Source organism: Heyndrickxia shackletonii (genome assembly GCF_001420715.1).
GTDB classification, from domain to species: Bacteria; Bacillota; Bacilli; order Bacillales; family Bacillaceae_C; genus Margalitia; species Margalitia shackletonii.
The window spans coordinates 1,782,599-1,798,993 of sequence record NZ_LJJC01000004.1 but is presented as its reverse complement, the minus strand read 5'-3'; the positions used below and the strand labels follow the sequence as shown (position 1 = coordinate 1,798,993).

At 36.0% G+C, this 16,395-nt stretch carries 18 protein-coding genes; 7 read left to right on the top strand and 11 right to left on the bottom strand.

Going from position 1 to position 16,395, the window contains the following annotated elements; all coding sequences use genetic code 11:
- Positions 1–127: 127 nt before the first annotated feature.
- Complete coding sequence (locus tag AN964_RS08495) at positions 128–610, bottom strand: DUF456 domain-containing protein (protein WP_055739263.1); 483 nt, start codon at positions 608–610, stop codon at positions 128–130.
- Positions 611–856: 246 nt separating this feature from the next.
- Between AN964_RS08495 and AN964_RS08490 the strand changes: the two genes are divergently transcribed.
- The 3 genes from AN964_RS08490 (at position 857) to ispG (ending at position 3,598) form a co-directional block, all read left to right on the top strand.
- Positions 857–1,630, top strand: a complete 774-nt coding sequence (locus tag AN964_RS08490) for a DUF1189 domain-containing protein (protein ID WP_055739262.1) — start codon at positions 857–859, stop codon at positions 1,628–1,630.
- Positions 1,631–2,064: 434 nt separating this feature from the next.
- Positions 2,065–2,394 (top strand): protein YqfZ, encoded by a 330-nt coding sequence (gene yqfZ / locus AN964_RS08485; RefSeq protein WP_055739261.1) that lies wholly within the window; start codon positions 2,065–2,067, stop codon positions 2,392–2,394.
- Between the two features lie 100 nt (positions 2,395–2,494).
- Entirely contained in the window at positions 2,495–3,598 is a 1,104-nt protein-coding gene (gene ispG, locus AN964_RS08480) for a flavodoxin-dependent (E)-4-hydroxy-3-methylbut-2-enyl-diphosphate synthase (RefSeq protein WP_055739260.1), read from the top strand.
- A 64-nt stretch (positions 3,599–3,662) separates the two neighbouring features.
- Here ispG and AN964_RS26660 read toward each other — a convergent pair whose 3' ends face one another.
- Complete coding sequence (locus tag AN964_RS26660; RefSeq protein ID WP_183101948.1) at positions 3,663–4,094, bottom strand: DUF4190 domain-containing protein; 432 nt, start codon at positions 4,092–4,094, stop codon at positions 3,663–3,665.
- A 200-nt stretch (positions 4,095–4,294) separates the two neighbouring features.
- On the opposite strand from AN964_RS26660, the gene AN964_RS08470 reads away from it, so the two are divergent.
- Positions 4,295–4,867, top strand: a complete 573-nt coding sequence (locus tag AN964_RS08470) for a hypothetical protein (protein WP_055739259.1) — start codon at positions 4,295–4,297, stop codon at positions 4,865–4,867.
- 23 nt (positions 4,868–4,890) lie between these two features.
- On the opposite strand, the gene AN964_RS08465 is transcribed toward AN964_RS08470, so the two are convergent.
- Positions 4,891–5,316 (bottom strand): Fur family transcriptional regulator, encoded by a 426-nt coding sequence (locus AN964_RS08465; RefSeq protein WP_055739258.1) that lies wholly within the window; start codon positions 5,314–5,316, stop codon positions 4,891–4,893.
- Positions 5,317–5,872: 556 nt separating this feature from the next.
- Between AN964_RS08465 and AN964_RS08460 the strand changes: the two genes are divergently transcribed.
- Entirely contained in the window at positions 5,873–6,127 is a 255-nt protein-coding gene (locus AN964_RS08460) for a DUF2624 domain-containing protein (protein WP_055739257.1), read from the top strand.
- 38 nt (positions 6,128–6,165) lie between these two features.
- Here the strand turns inward: AN964_RS08460 and AN964_RS08455 are convergent, their stop codons facing one another.
- The gene (locus AN964_RS08455) at positions 6,166–7,059 is read right to left on the bottom strand and encodes a deoxyribonuclease IV (protein ID WP_055739256.1); all 894 of its coding nucleotides are present in this window, start codon (positions 7,057–7,059) and stop codon (positions 6,166–6,168) included.
- 190 nt (positions 7,060–7,249) lie between these two features.
- The gene (locus AN964_RS08450) at positions 7,250–8,566 is read right to left on the bottom strand and encodes a DEAD/DEAH box helicase (RefSeq protein WP_055739255.1); all 1,317 of its coding nucleotides are present in this window, start codon (positions 8,564–8,566) and stop codon (positions 7,250–7,252) included.
- Positions 8,567–8,811: 245 nt separating this feature from the next.
- On the opposite strand from AN964_RS08450, the gene vrrA reads away from it, so the two are divergent.
- Positions 8,812–9,615 (top strand): VrrA/YqfQ family protein, encoded by an 804-nt coding sequence (vrrA, locus tag AN964_RS08445; RefSeq protein WP_055739254.1) that lies wholly within the window; start codon positions 8,812–8,814, stop codon positions 9,613–9,615.
- A gap of 204 nt (positions 9,616–9,819) precedes the next feature.
- Positions 9,820–10,779, top strand: a complete 960-nt coding sequence (locus AN964_RS08440; protein WP_055739253.1) for a 4-hydroxy-3-methylbut-2-enyl diphosphate reductase — start codon at positions 9,820–9,822, stop codon at positions 10,777–10,779.
- A gap of 24 nt (positions 10,780–10,803) precedes the next feature.
- On the opposite strand, the gene AN964_RS08435 is transcribed toward AN964_RS08440, so the two are convergent.
- The 6 genes from AN964_RS08435 to rpoD form a co-directional block, all read right to left on the bottom strand.
- Positions 10,804–11,922 (bottom strand): Nif3-like dinuclear metal center hexameric protein, encoded by a 1,119-nt coding sequence (locus AN964_RS08435; RefSeq protein ID WP_055739252.1) that lies wholly within the window; start codon positions 11,920–11,922, stop codon positions 10,804–10,806.
- Positions 11,919–12,623 carry a tRNA (adenine(22)-N(1))-methyltransferase gene (locus AN964_RS08430; RefSeq protein ID WP_055739251.1) on the bottom strand — a complete coding sequence of 235 codons (705 nt, stop codon included), beginning with the start codon at positions 12,621–12,623 and terminating at the stop codon, positions 11,919–11,921. Before AN964_RS08430 ends, AN964_RS08435 begins: the two co-directional genes overlap by 4 nt.
- Before the next feature lie 98 nt (positions 12,624–12,721).
- Positions 12,722–13,105, bottom strand: coding sequence for a cytochrome c550 (gene cccA, locus AN964_RS08425; protein WP_055739250.1), 384 nt, complete (start codon positions 13,103–13,105; stop codon positions 12,722–12,724).
- A 193-nt stretch (positions 13,106–13,298) separates the two neighbouring features.
- Positions 13,299–14,441 carry an acyl-CoA dehydrogenase gene (locus AN964_RS08420; protein ID WP_055739249.1) on the bottom strand — a complete coding sequence of 381 codons (1,143 nt, stop codon included), beginning with the start codon at positions 14,439–14,441 and terminating at the stop codon, positions 13,299–13,301.
- A 97-nt stretch (positions 14,442–14,538) separates the two neighbouring features.
- On the bottom strand, positions 14,539–15,069 hold the full coding sequence (locus AN964_RS08415; RefSeq protein WP_055739248.1) for a hypothetical protein: 531 nt from the start codon (positions 15,067–15,069) through the stop codon (positions 14,539–14,541).
- 116 nt (positions 15,070–15,185) lie between these two features.
- Positions 15,186–16,322, bottom strand: coding sequence for an RNA polymerase sigma factor RpoD (rpoD, locus tag AN964_RS08410; protein WP_055739247.1), 1,137 nt, complete (start codon positions 16,320–16,322; stop codon positions 15,186–15,188).
- Between the last annotated feature and the right edge of the window lie 73 nt (positions 16,323–16,395).

Sequence of the window (16,395 nt, the reverse complement as noted above, 5' to 3'; positions counted from 1 at the left end):
TAATACTCCTCCTTATGTATCAATTTTGAACCTAAATGATTCAAATTTTCTTCCACTTAAGATTAACAAATTTATGCAAAGCAATCAAATATGTTGCACTATATTTTTGATAAAAATTTTAGAATTTTTACAGCACAACAAACAGAAAATATCCAACCATTAAAATCTGAATAAAACCTTTTGTAATAACACTGCTTATAAATCCAAGAAGTGAACCAATCCCTATCTTAAAGGCTGATTTAATCGGTTTACGGTTCACAAGTAACTCTCCTAAAACCGCTCCAAGAAACGGTCCAATAAGTATTCCGACAACCGGAATAATAAATGGGCCTGCAATTAATCCGATTGTACTTCCCCACACTCCCGCTTTGGAGCCGCCAAACTTTTTTACTCCAATTAAATTAGATACATAGTCGGCACTAAATAACAAAATAATGAATAATACCTCGATGCTCCAAAATAACCAATTTAATGGGCTGAATGTAAAGAATAAGCCATAAAGCAGGAATCCTCCAAGCATAAATATCGCACTAGGAATAATAGGATAAACCAAACCTATAAAAGCAATAACAAAAACTACGGTGATAATGATCCAGTATAGAACTTCCATTTTTCATCATCCTTTTTCACGGAAAGTAGAAAACAATACTTAACATAATGAACTTTTATTATTACAATGGAAAATAGCGGAGTTTAAAACTACTCTTGAATAATATTGCTGATGTTCTTACCGCTTTAAGCGTCCACATTTACGATAGCTTTCATCCTAAAGTTACTAAACCCGTTAACGTGAACGCATAAGGCTATAAATCAACAATATACATAATCAGCTTAAAATATAAAGGAAGTGAAATATGTGAACATATTTACCAGATTCGTTAAGAGTCTATATTCCCCAAAAGAAGTTGCAAAGTATCGATTTCTTGGTATCGGTAAAACGATTTTTTATGTATTTATAATCATGTTTATATCCATTTTACCAGGCATCTATCATTTTTCAAAAATGGCAGCAACTGCTTTAGAAGAAGGGAAACAAGTTTTCTTAGAGGACCTTCCGTCTTTTACCATATCAAACGGAGACCTAATTTCTAAACAAAGCAGTCCGATAATTATCCCCAAAAATAATGTTACTATCGTATTTGATCCGACTGGTGACTTAAGTACCAATGATGTCCAAGAAAAAGGTAATTCTGTTGGGCTATTAAAACATGAGTTTGTCATTGTAGCTAATGGACAAGTCCAAACCTTCCCTTATACTGCTCTCGAGAATATGAAGGTGACGAATAAAGATATTGACAGCTTTATCAATTCATTAAAGGGTGTTATGTGGATTGCCATACCAATCATTTTTCTTTTCTACTATTTGTTTGTCTCAGCATTAGGGTTTATCAAAATTTCTATATTTGCAGGCATTGGAGCATTATTCGCCCAGACACTCGGAAGAAAACTAAGTTATCGTCAAGGATGGCGGCTATCTGCACACAGTATTACATTATCAACCATCTTTTTTATGCTAATGGACTTATTAAATACTGGCGTACCAGGTGGCATGTTCATTGATTGGTTCGTTTCTCTTCTATTCCTTTATTTAACTATTCGTGAAATACCGAAACCAAAGATAGATGCATAAGAAAAGCGCAAGTGCCTTGCTCATCGGCGTACGGATTTCGTAGTCGCAGGCTCGAGATAAAGGAAACACAGTGAGGTAGTTCACGAACAAGTGAAAATAGCACTTCCATTTTCAATTGATGTTGACTTATCGTAGGGAGGAGACGGAGAAATCCGCTAGCCGATAGGCGCTGTAGCTAGACAAGATTAAACTTGTTAAATTATTTAGATGTTGAAAAATTTTATACTTTCTTATCCCTTAAAAAAACTGGCAGACGCCAGTTTTTTTCATTTTGAAAATGATTTTCGGTAATTTTTTTGTAAAATATTCTATTTTTAACGCTTATATGCTAGCGGATTTATTCATCATTAGAAAATTTTTTTCGTTTTACAGTCATATCTCCCCTTGGACAAGCATATATACATGATATATCCAATCCATAGGGGGCATTCACTTTGAAAAAATTCGTAGCCTTAATTGTAGCAATCATTGTCCTATATAGTGTCTATTATGATTTAAAAATTGGAACGATTCCCGCCGCAACACATGCTTCAGAGGTAAAAACTCCCCAAGAAACAACCGCTAAACCTACCGTTCCATTTCAACTAAAAGAAGTCGAGCCTGGTGAGACTGTTCTAACAATAGTCGAGCAATTAGAAAAAGGACCGCTTTCTGTACCAATTAATAAAGTTATCCATGATTTTCAAAAATTAAATAATGGTATTAAACCCGAGGAGATTCAGATTGGGCAGGAATATAAATTTCCCGTTTACAAAAAAAGGTGAGTGGGTATTTCTTGTCAATTTGAATAGAAGTGATAAAATACTTATGTGTATATTAATTTAATTATCATATGAGTTGTTAAATATAAAGGAGAGAAAACCCTTGGGTGAACTTATACATCGTTCAAAAACACGCCCCGTAAAAGTCGGAAATTTGACGATCGGCGGCAGTAATGAACTTTTTATTCAAAGTATGACAACAACCAAAACACATGATGTGGATGCAACTGTACGTCAAATTGAACGCTTAGAAGAAGCAGGATGTCAAATTGTTAGGGTGGCATGCCCGGATGAACGTGCAGCAAATGCAATTCCAGAAATAAAAAAACGAATCAATATTCCTTTAGTTGCGGATATTCATTTTGACTATCGTTTAGCTTTAAAAGCAATTGAAGGCGGAGTAGATAAAATCAGAATAAATCCTGGTAATATTGGAAAAAGGGAAAAAGTTGAAGAAGTTGTAAAAGCTGCGAAGGAACGCGGTATTCCGATTCGTATTGGAGTTAATGCAGGAAGCTTAGAGAGACATATCTTACAAAAATATGGATACCCTACTGCTGATGGCATGGTAGAGAGTGCCTTACATCATATTAAAATCCTGGAAGATCTCGACTTCCACGATATTATTGTATCTATGAAAGCTTCAGATGTTAATCTTGCAATTGAAGCATATGATAAAGCTGCAAGAGCATTTGACTACCCACTTCATCTTGGTATTACTGAATCAGGAACGTTATTCTCCGGAACAGTAAAAAGTGCAGCGGGACTTGGTGCAATCTTAAATAAAGGCATCGGTAATACACTGCGTATTTCCTTAAGTGCCGACCCTGTTGAAGAGGTAAAAGTTGCCAGAGAGTTATTAAAGGTATTTGGACTTTCCTCAAATGCGGCAACATTAATTTCCTGTCCAACATGCGGAAGAATTGAAATCGACCTAATAAGTATTGCAAATGAAGTAGAGGAATATATTTCAAAAATAAAAGCTCCAATTAAAGTATCCGTGCTTGGTTGTGCGGTAAACGGACCTGGTGAAGCAAGAGAAGCAGACATTGGAATTGCCGGGGCAAGAGGAGAAGGATTATTGTTCCGTAAAGGGCAAATTGTTCGAAAGGTTCCTGAAGAAACAATGGTAGAGGAATTGAAGAAAGAAATCGATATTGTAGCTGAAGAGTACTTTAAAAAACAAGCAGCAGAACTAAATCAGTAAGAAAAGAGCGTGGCCAATTGGCACGCTCTTTTTTTTAGCTCCTACGATACAAATGGAACTCCATTTAAAAAAATGGAAGAACAAATATCCCTATGATGATGGAAACGACCCCAATACCAATACTCCATGCCCCTAAGGTTCCAGCACCCTTATGACGGGCTACAAAACCAAGAACAACTGCTGCTGCACCTAATATTACCGGTAACACAAATAATGATATGATCGATAATGCTAAAGCGGCCCAGCCAATTGCCCGACCACCAGTATCCACATCATTCCTGTCATTATCTTCCCTATCCTCATATCGTTCATACCGATTCATTTGAACAGGTGTTGCAATTTCTGCAGCTGCTTCTTCATCAAAATCATGATGATTATCGTCGACTTTTCGAGCTCCATACATGTTATCTAAATCTTCTGCATCATGTATATCGTGATCATCTTCGACATCATGTACTTCATTATCAAGCTTGTCATAACGTGTATCTTCTTTCAATGCTATCCCCTCACTTTCTAGAGTAAGAGCAGGAGCATTTATAATATGTGCTTTTCAAAGCCTATTTATACCGTTGAGTTATTACGCAACTATTTAAAGGAAAAATACAATATTTTTCGCAGGTTTATACATTATATGTTAAACTTTGTTAGTAGCATTTTTAGCTTATTTAAAAATTACGCTTAAGGAGTATCATCTTTATGAAAAAGAGATTTGGCATTGACATAGACGGCACGGTTACAAGTCCAGATGCACTATTGCCATTCATCAACAAAGAATATCAATTAAATTTAACGTTGGATGATATCACAGAGTATGAACTAACAAATGTTATTGATATCCCTGCTGATGAATTTTATGAATGGTTCATTAAAACAGAACCGGTCATTTACGCACAGTCACCGCTTGCAGTGGGAGCAAAAGAGGTTTTAAATAAATGGAAAGAAGAATTTGAATTATATTTTATCAGTGCAAGGAGTTCGAATCTTCTTGAAGTAACAAATACTTGGTTTAATCAAAATGATATTAAATATCACCATATTGAATTAATTGGATCCCATCATAAAGTGGAAACGGCAAAAAAATATAATGTAGATGTATTCTTCGAGGATAAACATGATAATGCTGTCATGATTCATGAAGAATTAGGCATTCCAGTTATTTTGTTTGATACCCCATATAACCGAGATCCCATTCCTGAAGGTGTTATTAGAGTAAAAAATTGGAGCGAGGCAGATGCTTGGATAAATAATTGGGTTAAAATAAAATCATAAGGAAACATACTCCTTATGATTTTTTACATTTGATGATGGGTTATACAATCAGGGCATTTGCCATAAATTTCAAATTTATGTCCTGATACTTCATATCCTTTCATATCTTCCTCAATATGATTCATCGGACAAATTTCAATTTCTTTCGTTTTTCCGCAATCCAAACAAATAAAATGATGATGGTGATTATTCGTCGAACAACTGAATCGAAAGTGCTTTTCCCCAGATAACTCCGTGGCTTCTAGGATTTCTAACTCAGCGAATAAGGACAGATTGCGATATATTGTATCAAAGCTTAAACCCGGATAATCCTCTTTCATATATTCTAGAACATCTTTTGCAGTTAAATACTTATTATTGGAAGCAAATAGCTCTAGCATTTGTTCTCGTTTCCCCGTATGCTTATACCCTTTTTCCTTAAGTGTTTGCATAGCTTCTGCTAAGTGCATGCCACATTACACCTCTTCTTCCCTTGTCGTTAATAAATGTTTTTCAGTGCGTTTTATGAGAAAAGAAATTAGTAATAATATAATGGAAATCATCACAATGGTTCCACTTGTGAGCCAAATTAAATAAAATCCGTTTATTAATCCATTGATAACAGATATCTCTCAAAGAATAATGGAATTTAAATCGTTTGTTTAAACCCCTTCACAAAAATCTCATACTTGCGGCTACTTAACAAAGTGGAATTACCTGATCCATTTGGACCAACAAGCGTTAAAAAAAGCTCCACATAGTACAGATAGGTTTATATTTTCAATAATATATTCACGTTCGTATCGAAAGCTGATATTTTTTACATTAATAATCGGATTTTCCAAAGAATGTTCTCCCTTTCGATAATAATCATTCCGATTTAGAACATTTATGAGTATACCTCAAATCAAGCAGTCTGTAAAATTTTTTCCTTGCAAAATATTGTTTTCGTTTGAGAAATTGCCTATAAAAATAGGAACATTTTTTGTGTCCCCTTCATATGTTTCAAGGAGGGAGTGATGTGCGATGAAATTATTACAAAATGTGATTAATTACAAAATCAACATAATCACAGGTGATGAATTACTTAAGTATGCAAAACAATTTAATGTTAAATTAACGAAAGCGGATGCCAGTAAAATTGCAGCCTACTTACGAGGTAAAAATCTCAATATTTTTAGTGACAGTGACCGAGCAAAGGCTGTTAAAGATGTAGCAAAGCTTACGAGTCCTGAAATAGCTAAAGAAATAAATAAGGTTCTAGTGCAATTTACCAAGTAATAAAAATAAGAAGATCGGAGGCTAATCCGATCTTCTTATTAATCATTCATGATGGTTTCTAATAAATTTTCCTCAAATTTTTTATTCCTTAACATCGCAATTTCATGCTTATAAGGCGCTTTTTTATTGTTTTTGTCTTCCCCTACATATGGCGTTTCAAGTATTTTCGGAATGTCCTTCAACTGATCGTGGTGAACAATATAACTTAAAGCATCAAAGCCAATGTGACCAAAACCAATATTTTCATGACGATCCTTACTTGCTCCGCATATGTTCTTGCTGTCATTGATGTGCAGTACTTTCATTTTATCAATCCCAAGAATTTTATCAAATTCATCTAATACGCCATCGAAATTATGGACAACATCATATCCAGCATCATGAGTATGACATGTATCAAAACAAACTGATAATCGATCATTATGTTTTACACCATCAAAAATCTGAGCAAGCTCTTCAAAGGAACGTCCGCATTCGGATCCTTTACCTGCCATAGTCTCTAAGGCGATTTGGACTTTTTCATTACCAGTTAAAACTTCATTTAAACCTTCAATAATTTTCTTAATTCCTATTTCTGTGCCTTCGCCTACATGTGCTCCAGGATGTAAAACGATTTGTTTTGCACCGATGGCTTCTGTCCGTTCGATTTCGGATCGAAGAAAATTTACTCCAAGTTCAAAAGTACTCGGATTTACTGCATTTCCAATATTAATAATATATGGTGCATGAACAATAATTTCATCAATACCATGCTCTTTCATGTGTGCCAGTCCAGCCTCAATATTCAAGTCTTCAATTTTTTTCCGTCTTGTATTTTGAGGTGCACCAGTATAGATCATGAATGTATTAGCACCATACGATACCGCTTCTTCACTAGCTGCAAGTAGCATCTTTTTTCCACTCATGGAAACATGTGATCCCAATTTAACCATTTCTCACAACTCCCTTTCAAAGGCTCTTTTCTTAAATTTTATTTCTTTTGTATATGAAATCTAGATAACAACCTTAAATGGTTAAAAAATAAATAAACTTGGCAAGAAAAGATTCCCCAAAGCCAAGCATACTTCGGATTTACTTCTAAAGACTGCAAGCGACAATAGCGAAAACACTCTCTTCAAATTTCTATTTGCGTTTTTGAAGTCTTCGTTCCCTTTTCTTGATTTGTTCTACTTGTCTATTTATTTTCTTCTTATAACCCGGTTTTACCTTTTTCGGCTTTTTCACCAAGTTTCTCGCTTTTTCTTCGATTTCATCTTGCGTTTTCTTTCTCTTACTTCGTTTGTTTCGATCTTCAAGCTGAATCCATTCTCCCTTGTTAATATCCTGATATAGAAAATGAATTCCCATTTTCTCCAAACGATTTAATGCATCTTCATCAGATGTCTCGTATATGGTTAAGGCGATTCCGGAAGCACCAGCCCGAGCTGTTCTTCCTGCGCGATGGATATAAAAGTCCAAATCTTGTGGAAGCTCATAATTAATTACATGACTGACGCCTTCTATATCAATTCCACGTGCAGCAAGATCAGTAGCAATAATATATTGAAAATCAAGGTTGCGAATTTGCTTCATTACCTTTGTACGCTCCCGTGGGGTTAAATCTCCATGGAGTTTCCCAACCTTTATCCCTTTATCAATAAGTTGATCCGCTACTTGATCTGCCATTGCTTTTGTATTCGTAAAGACAATGGCAAGATATGGATTAATCATCCCTAGAATTTCATATAGTAGTCCAATCTTTTCACGACTTTTTAACGGAACGAGAATATGTTCAATATTTTCGGCGGATATATGTTTTGGCTGTACATGCTCGTATGTTGGATTTTCCATATATTTCTTTAAGAAAGGCTTCATTTTTTCCGGAATCGTTGCTGAAAACACCAACATTTGCAATTCCTCTGGCATTCGTCCAGCAATTTGATCCACGTCAAATAAAAAGCCCATATCCAGCATTAAGTCAGCTTCATCCACCACAAGTGTTTTAGCTGTATAAACAAATAAAGCATGTTCCCTTATTAAATCATTAATTCTTCCCGGAGTTCCAACAACAATGTGCGGTTGTTTCTTCAACTTTTCGATCGTTCGCTGTTTATCCGTGCCTCCAATAAATAAGCGCGAATGAATGATACTTTGGGAATCTTCATTTGCTTTCGTTATCTTTTGGATTTCCTGGTAAATTTGGCTGGCTAATTCCCGAGTCGGAGCTGTAATTACAGCTTGTACCTCATCTTTGCCTGGATCAATGGAGTGAATAATTGGTAATAAATAGGCATGAGTTTTTCCCGTACCAGTTTGGGATTGTCCAATTGCACTCTCTCCACGCATAATATTTGGAATCATTTTCTTTTGAATTTCTGTTGGTTCATAAAAACCAAGATCATTTATTGCTTTTTCAATGAATGGTTTAAAGTGGAAAATAGAAAAACGATTTTCACTCAAAATATCACTCTCCTTGTGAAGGAATTTCTTTTATTTACAATGAAAAATAGGCGTGTTAAATGAAAAGTCCATTTTGTTATTATAATCGACATTCAAGAAAACTTCCACCCTGACCGAGGTTTTATAGAAAAGAAGGAAGGTCATTTATATTGCGAATAATAATTCAATGGAAATACAAGACGTTTTTTTCTTTTATGCATATTGTAATATAGAGCATTTCGTTTTCTAGAAAGGAGGCGTGAGGTATGAATATGCCACCAGGAGGTTTTCCACCATTCCTTGGAAATATGGCGAGGGTCCCTATGCAGATGGGTGGAATGACGAGAGCGCCATTTAACCTATTAGGCGGTCTTGGAAGATCACCGGGAAATATGTTAGGTGGAGGTATGGCCCAGAATCCAATGCAAATGATGGGCAGAATGGCTGGTCTCGGAGGTCGAATGCCAATGGGTGCCGGCGGAATGAATGCAGGAGGCGGAGGTGGAGGTCTTCTTTCCAGACTTTTTTCACGTGCAGGGGCCGGTTTAGGCGGTGCAGGCGGTGGTGCCGGTGGAGGGGCTGGTAATGTTGCAAATGCAGCAGCGGGTTTCAGCAGGGCAGCAACCGGTGGTGGAGGAGGTCTTTTACGAAGTTTAGCAAATCCCGGTTCCATTAGTACATTCCTAAATAATACACAAGGAGTTTTACGAGCTGCTGGTCAAGTTGGACCAATGGTTAGGCAATATGGACCGTTAGTTAGAAATCTGCCTGGGATGATTAAAATGTATAGAAGCTTAAATAGTTCAAATACCGATGAATCGTCTGATGATAATAACGAAAATGAAAAAGAATCTTCAGCAATTGAAGAGAAAAGCACCTCGAGAAAGAAACAAGTAAAAAGAACCTCCTCTAGCAATAAAGGAAAAAAGAAGACAACTAGGAAAACGACAAAAAGATCTTCTACTGCTAAAAAGGAAGACAATGAGAAAATCACGGGAAAGGATTTCCGAAAAGGAGTTACCCTAAATTCAAATAAGAAGGGTGCATCCGTTCCAAAATTATATATTTAAAATGTATAGGCGTTATGTGTTTTTTTCGCATAGCGTTTTTTAAATGGAGGAGTTTTACAATATCTCACTTTTTTAGCATTACTATCGATAATCAGGCAATTACACATTTGATCTTTTCTTTGTAATATATGCACTTTTTTTATATAATATTTTTGATGTGTAATAGATTAAAGAGGATATTTTTATTCTCAAGGAGGATTTTTCATGGAGGTTATTAAAATATCCCCACGCGGTTATTGCTATGGCGTCGTTGATGCGATGGTCGTTGCACGTAATGCAGCTTTAGATAAATCATTACCTCGTCCAATCTATATATTGGGCATGATTGTTCATAATAAGCATGTTACAGATGCATTTGCTGAAGAAGGTATTATTACTCTTGACGGAAAAAACCGGAAAGAGATACTTGAAAAAGTACATGAGGGAACCGTTATCTTTACTGCACATGGTGTTTCACCGGAAGTGCGGGAACTAGCAAAGCAAAAAGGTCTTGTTACAATTGATGCAACCTGCCCTGATGTTACAAAAACACATAATCTTATTTTAGAAAAAAAAGATCAGGGATTTGATGTTATTTATATAGGAAAAAAAGGACATCCAGAGCCAGAGGGTGCTGTTGGAGTAGCACCTGACATTGTTCATTTAGTTGAAACATTGGAGGATGTTAATCAATTGAACATCCAAAATGAAAAGATTATCGTAACAAACCAAACGACGATGAGCCAATGGGATGTTCAACACATTATGGAAAAAGTAAAAGAAAAATACCCTAATGTGGAGATTCATAAAGAAATTTGTTTAGCTACGCAAGTAAGACAAGAAGCAGTAGCAAATCAGGCAGGTCAAGCTGACGTTCTAATAGTAGTTGGCGACCCGAAAAGCAACAACTCCAACAGACTTGCACAAGTGTCGGAGGAAATTGCAAGTACAAAGGCTTATAGAATAGCGGATATTTCAGAAATTCAACTTGATTGGATAAAAGATGCGAAGAAAGTAGCTGTTACAGCTGGTGCTTCTACCCCAACTCCAATTGTTCGGGAAGTCATTCAATTTCTAGAACAATATGATCCAATGGACGAGACGACTTGGGCGAGAAAGAAGGAAGTACCTTTAAATAAAATACTTCCGAAAGTTAAAAAACTGAGTGAACAAACTTTAAAATAAAAAATCGGCTTTGGCCGATTTTTTTTATAGGAAGGTAAATGGATCAGTATGAATGTCTGAAGCGATAAACGAGACTTCAAACCCTTTTTCTTCACACATTTTTGTTAACATTTGCGCTACTCCGTTTTTCATTACCTTTTCGACATTATGTCCTGGGTCTACTACATTTAAGCCGGCATTCATCATATCGTGAGCAGTATGGTAATATACATCACCTGTTACGTACACATCTGCCCCTTTAAATTTTGCATGTTGATAATATTTGTTTCCGTCTCCCCCTAGAACAGCTACTTTTTTGATTATATCGTTCAGGTTACCTACTACACGAACTGTTTTTACATCTAAGGTAGTTTTCACATGCTGCGCAAATTGTTCTAAGGTCATGGATTCTGGCAGCACTCCAATCCTGCCAAGCCCTAAACTAGGACCTTTGTTTTCAAGCGGATATATATCATATGCCACTTCTTCATATGGATGTGCTTTTATCATTGCGGATAAAACTTTTTTCTCTAAATAATCCGGAAAGATAGTTTCAATTTTCACTTCTTTTGTTGCCTCTAATTTTCCTACTTCCCCTATAAAAGGATTGGTATTTTCACCTGGTAGAAATCTTCCTGTTCCCTCAGAAGTAAAAGAACAATGGCTATATTGCCCAATTGCTCCGGCTCCGACCTTGCCTAATGCTGACCTTACATCGTTTTCACTCTCGATCGGCACATAGACAGCAAGTTTCTTTAGTTTTTGTTCGAATGTTGGAACAAGTATATCGACATTTTCTAATTTTAATGCGCTTGCTAGTAAATCGTTAACTCCACCAGTTGCCACATCTAAATTTGTATGGGCAGCATAAACAGCTATATCATGTTTTATTAGTTTTTCTATCAGTCTGCCAGAAGGGGTGTCCGTTGTTATTTTTTTTAAGGGGCGAAAAATTGGTGGATGATGGGCAATAATCAACTGAACATTATTTTCGATTGCTTCATCCACTACTTCTTCTAAAACATCAAGTGCAACCAGCACTTTTGTTACGGGCTGATTCAGCTTACCAACCTGTAATCCAATAGGGTCTCCATCCATAGCATATTGCTTTGGCGAAAAGCTTTCAAATAGCTGAATGATCTCATGTCCATTCACTTTTTTCAAGAGATTACCTCCTCTACCATCCTAATATTTTTTTGAAGCTGATTTTTCTTTTCCGTTGTCTCCACTGTTTCTACTGCTTGGTCTAAGGATTTTATAATGCGTTTCCATTGTTCCACTTCTTGATGCCATTTTTTTTGGAAAACGTTATTTTTTTCTTTTATTAACATTGGCCCCATCAAAAGCTCTTCATCTGATAACGTATAAGGTCCATTATCATTTATAGGTTCTAATACGAGAATCTCGTAAATTTTTTGATCTTCTTCAAGTATCTGTTCTGCAATAATCTTCCAACCGTGTTCTATACACCAAGTACGTATCGAAATAGCTGCGATATTAGGTTGAAGGATCAATCTTTGAACACCGCTTAGTTTCTCTATTCCCTGATTTAAAATCGACGTAATCAGCGCTCCACCCATTCCTGCAATTGTTATACAATCGACTTCCCCTTTTTCAATTACTTCGAGACCGTCACCTTTTCTGACTGAAATAGCATGGCTTAAACTCGAATTATTTACTTGCTGTAACGCAGATTGATATGGTCCCTCTACAACTTCCCCAGCTATGGCAAATTCCGCTATACCATTTTTCACGGCATAACAAGGCAAATAGGCATGGTCTGAACCAATATCCGCGACTTTTGATCCTATAGGTATGTATTCACTAACTGCCTCTAATCTTTTTGATAATTTTTCTATGTTCATTTTTTCACCACTTTTTTAGTCTTCTTTTTTATTTTAGACGTTTTTAAAAGCAAAAAAAAGTTCTTCGCACATTTGCGAGAACTTTTTTGACCTAAATTTTACTTCAACTTCGATAGCCAATCAGCCATTGCATCAATATTTTCGGCAGGAACTAAACCTGCAGGCATTCCGCCATTTTTACCATTTTTCAAGACATTTTTAATTTCATCTTTTGAAATCTTTTTACCAATTCCGTGTAAATTAGGACCAACATTTCCCTCTAAATTGTTACCGTGACATGATATACATGTTGTTTTTGCAAAGCTTTCCGGATCAAATTTTCCTCCAGTTTGACCGGCTGGAGCTTCTGTTTTCGCATCTCCCTTTTTATTATCTTTGGCAATCTCTTTTGCATCGCCAAGCCCCTTAACAGAGAGAAAGAATACAAGTACAATTCCTAGCAACATAATAAAAATGTAAGGTATAGCAGGATTACGTTTCACAAAATAACCTCCCTTATGTAAGAAACAAAAAAATACCTATTGGTGCAAACAATTTTATTTTACTCGAAAAACAATGGAAGGAAAACCCCTAATTAGCAAGATTCATCATATTTTCGGAATTTAGACAAAAACTTCATCCATAAATAGATGAAGTTTTCGGCTTTCGATATTTAGTTTGTACCATTTTTATAAATTAATTACATCCAACTTCTCTGGAAATCACCATACGTTGAACTTCTGATGTGCCTTCACCAATTTCAAGCAATTTAGCATCTCGCATAAATCTTTCTACATGGTAATCCCTCATATAGCCATTTCCACCATGAATTTGAACGGCTTGATTCGTAATCTCCATACAAATTTCTGAAGCGTATAATTTACACATTGCCGCTTCTTTTGTAAATGGTCGACCTTGATCTTTTAACCATGCCGCTTTATACACCATATTTCTTGCCAACTCAATTTTCATCGCCATATCGGCAATTTTAAATTGGGTAACTTGAAATTCAGATAAAGAACGGCCAAATTGCTTTCTTTCTTTTGCATATTCTAAAGCTTTCTCAAATGCAGCCTGAGCAATCCCTACTGCCATCGCACCAATACCAATTCTTCCCCCATCTAACGTGACAAGAAACTGCTTAAACCCCTTGCCACGTTCACCCAGCAAATTCTCTTGTGGGACTCTTACGTCCTCTAACACTAATTCCGTAGTATTTGAGGAATGCAGACCTAGCTTTTCGTAATTATCAATGACACTAAAGCCCTTTGTATTCGTTGGGACAATGATTGCACTTATCTCCTTGTTGCCCTCTAATTCACCCGTAATCGCTGTCAGTGCTAAATGTTTTGCGTAACTAGCATTTGTTATGAAACATTTATTGCCGTTAATTACAAAGTCATTTCCGTCAACAACTGCGGTCGTTTTCGTCCCGCCTGCATCTGAGCCTGCATTAGGTTCAGTTAAGCCAAATGCCCCTAAAGATTCACCTGTACAAATCGGAGTCAGAAATTTTTCTTTTTGTTCCTTTGTTCCAAACATATTAATTGGTGCCCCGCCAAGGGAAATATGGGCAGAATATGTAATCCCAGTTGATCCGCAAGCGCGACTTAATTCTTCCACAACAATCGCAAAACTAATTGTATCGGCACCAGCCCCTCCATATTCCTCCGGAAATGGAAGCCCCATCATCCCTAGTTCACTTAATTTCTTGAAAATTTCTGTTGGAAACTGTTTATTCCGATCACGTTCCAATGCACCGGGAGCCACCTCTGCATCAGAAAATTCACGTATAGTGCGCAAGATCATTTTTTGTTCTTCCGTAAGCTCAAAGTTCATTTCCATCCCCCTCACATCTTGTATCCGCTTACATTAAATATTATAATAGAGGTGGACTAATTTTCTCAACTTTTAAAAGTTTTTCATTATTTAATCATTATACTAAAATATAAATTAAAAGCACAGAAATCCCAATTATTCCGGAAATAATAAAATAATACAATTTTAATTTCCATCCCGTAAATATCCAGAGCAGGCAGTTCACAATGATAATAATACTTAATGATAAAGCTCCATTATGAAATAATTTATCATTCAATAAAACGGACAGAAAAAGTAAATGCAAGCTGGCACCAATATAAAAAAATGTATACCAATATTTTTTTTTAGAATAATAAATTCCGAATAATAGCAATAAAACGACAAAACTTGTCAAAATCATCGTTTGCAAAACAAAATTGAATTCAGTAAAATAAATGACAAATACTGATAAACCTAAAGTGGCTAATATAAGAAAAATAATAAAACTATTTTTCCAAAATGCTTTATCCCGACTTTTTTTAGCCGACGATGTTTCCCCTTCTGTATATAAAGCGAGTAAAAAATCACAATAATGTTCGGGTAACATTTGATGCTGTTTCCAATATGTAATTTCGTTAATAATTATTTCTTTTCTTGAAGAATTCATTTGCAACACATCCTGTCATTCAATGATTCGAGATTAAGTGGCAAAATTCCTTTTTTATATGTAAAATTAAACAAAAAAATTAGTTTACCCGGTAAAGGTAAACTAATAACTAAATATTATTCAAGAAAATCTTTTAGCCTTTTGCTTCGGCTTGGATGGCGCAGCTTTCTAAGTGCTTTCGCTTCTATTTGGCGAATACGTTCACGGGTAACGCCAAATACTTTTCCAACTTCTTCTAAGGTTCTTGTTCTGCCATCGTCCAAGCCGAAACGTAATCTTAGAACATTTTCTTCACGATCTGTTAATGTATCCAATACGTCTTCTAATTGTTCTTTCAACAATTCATAGGCGGCATGTTCAGATGGTGATGTAGCATCCTGGTCTTCAATGAAATCACCTAAATGGGAATCATCTTCTTCCCCAATTGGTGTTTCTAATGAAACTGGTTCTTGAGCAATTTTTAAAATTTCCCGAACCTTTTCAGGTGTTAAGTCCATTTCCTCTGCAATTTCTTCAGGTGAAGGTTCACGGCCTAAATCTTGCAGTAATTGACGTTGCACTCGAATCAGTTTATTTATTGTCTCTACCATATGAACAGGAATTCGAATGGTTCTGGCCTGATCGGCAATTGCACGTGTGATGGCTTGTCGAATCCACCATGTAGCATAGGTACTGAATTTAAAGCCTTTGTCATAGTCAAACTTTTCTACCGCTTTAATAAGTCCCATATTGCCTTCTTGAATTAAATCCAAGAAAAGCATGCCACGGCCAACGTAACGCTTTGCAATACTTACAACCAAACGTAAATTTGCTTCTGCCAATCTTCTTTTCGCTTCTTCGTCGCCTTGCTCAATTCGTTTTGCAAGTTCAATTTCTTCATCAGCGGAAAGGAGATCAACACGCCCAATCTCTTTTAAATACATTCTAACTGGGTCATTGATTTTTACACCTGGAGGGACACTTAGATCATTTAAATCAAATTCATCCTCTTCATCTTTTTCTAACTCATGGATATCTGGAGATTCTTCGTCATCATCTTCATTATCTTCCAGAATCTCGATTCCTTGTTCACCTAAAGTTTCATAAAATTCATCCATTTGTTCGGAATCTAATTCAAAATGGCTAAGCTTTCCTGAAATCATTTCATATGTTAAAAATCCGCGTTTTTTACCGCGTTCAATTAATTGTTCTTTTGCTTGATCAAGAGTCAATTCAGGTTCTAATTCTTTGGAACGAGCTGATTTTTCAGCCATTTGTTCCCCTCCTTCCAACTATTTAAACAAAACGAATATAATGGTTATGTTATTCATTTTGATATTATCCATT

What these genes read in the sequence shown, in the direction of transcription:
- AN964_RS08455 (WP_055739256.1), bottom strand. Translation starts at nt 7,059, where the DNA reads ATGGTTAAATTGGGATCACATGTTTCCATGAGTGGAAAAAAGATGCTA.
- AN964_RS08420 (WP_055739249.1), bottom strand. Translation starts at nt 14,441, where the DNA reads ATGAACTTTGAGCTTACGGAAGAACAAAAAATGATCTTGCGCACTATA.
- AN964_RS08440 (WP_055739253.1), top strand. Translation starts at nt 9,820, where the DNA reads ATGGAGGTTATTAAAATATCCCCACGCGGTTATTGCTATGGCGTCGTT.
- AN964_RS08430 (WP_055739251.1), bottom strand. Translation starts at nt 12,623, where the DNA reads ATGAACATAGAAAAATTATCAAAAAGATTAGAGGCAGTTAGTGAATAC.
- AN964_RS08495 (WP_055739263.1), bottom strand. Translation starts at nt 610, where the DNA reads ATGGAAGTTCTATACTGGATCATTATCACCGTAGTTTTTGTTATTGCT.
- vrrA (WP_055739254.1), top strand. Translation starts at nt 8,812, where the DNA reads ATGAATATGCCACCAGGAGGTTTTCCACCATTCCTTGGAAATATGGCG.
- AN964_RS08460 (WP_055739257.1), top strand. Translation starts at nt 5,873, where the DNA reads ATGAAATTATTACAAAATGTGATTAATTACAAAATCAACATAATCACA.
- AN964_RS08415 (WP_055739248.1), bottom strand. Translation starts at nt 15,069, where the DNA reads ATGAATTCTTCAAGAAAAGAAATAATTATTAACGAAATTACATATTGG.
- rpoD (WP_055739247.1), bottom strand. Translation starts at nt 16,322, where the DNA reads ATGGCTGAAAAATCAGCTCGTTCCAAAGAATTAGAACCTGAATTGACT.
- AN964_RS08470 (WP_055739259.1), top strand. Translation starts at nt 4,295, where the DNA reads ATGAAAAAGAGATTTGGCATTGACATAGACGGCACGGTTACAAGTCCA.
- AN964_RS08465 (WP_055739258.1), bottom strand. Translation starts at nt 5,316, where the DNA reads ATGCACTTAGCAGAAGCTATGCAAACACTTAAGGAAAAAGGGTATAAG.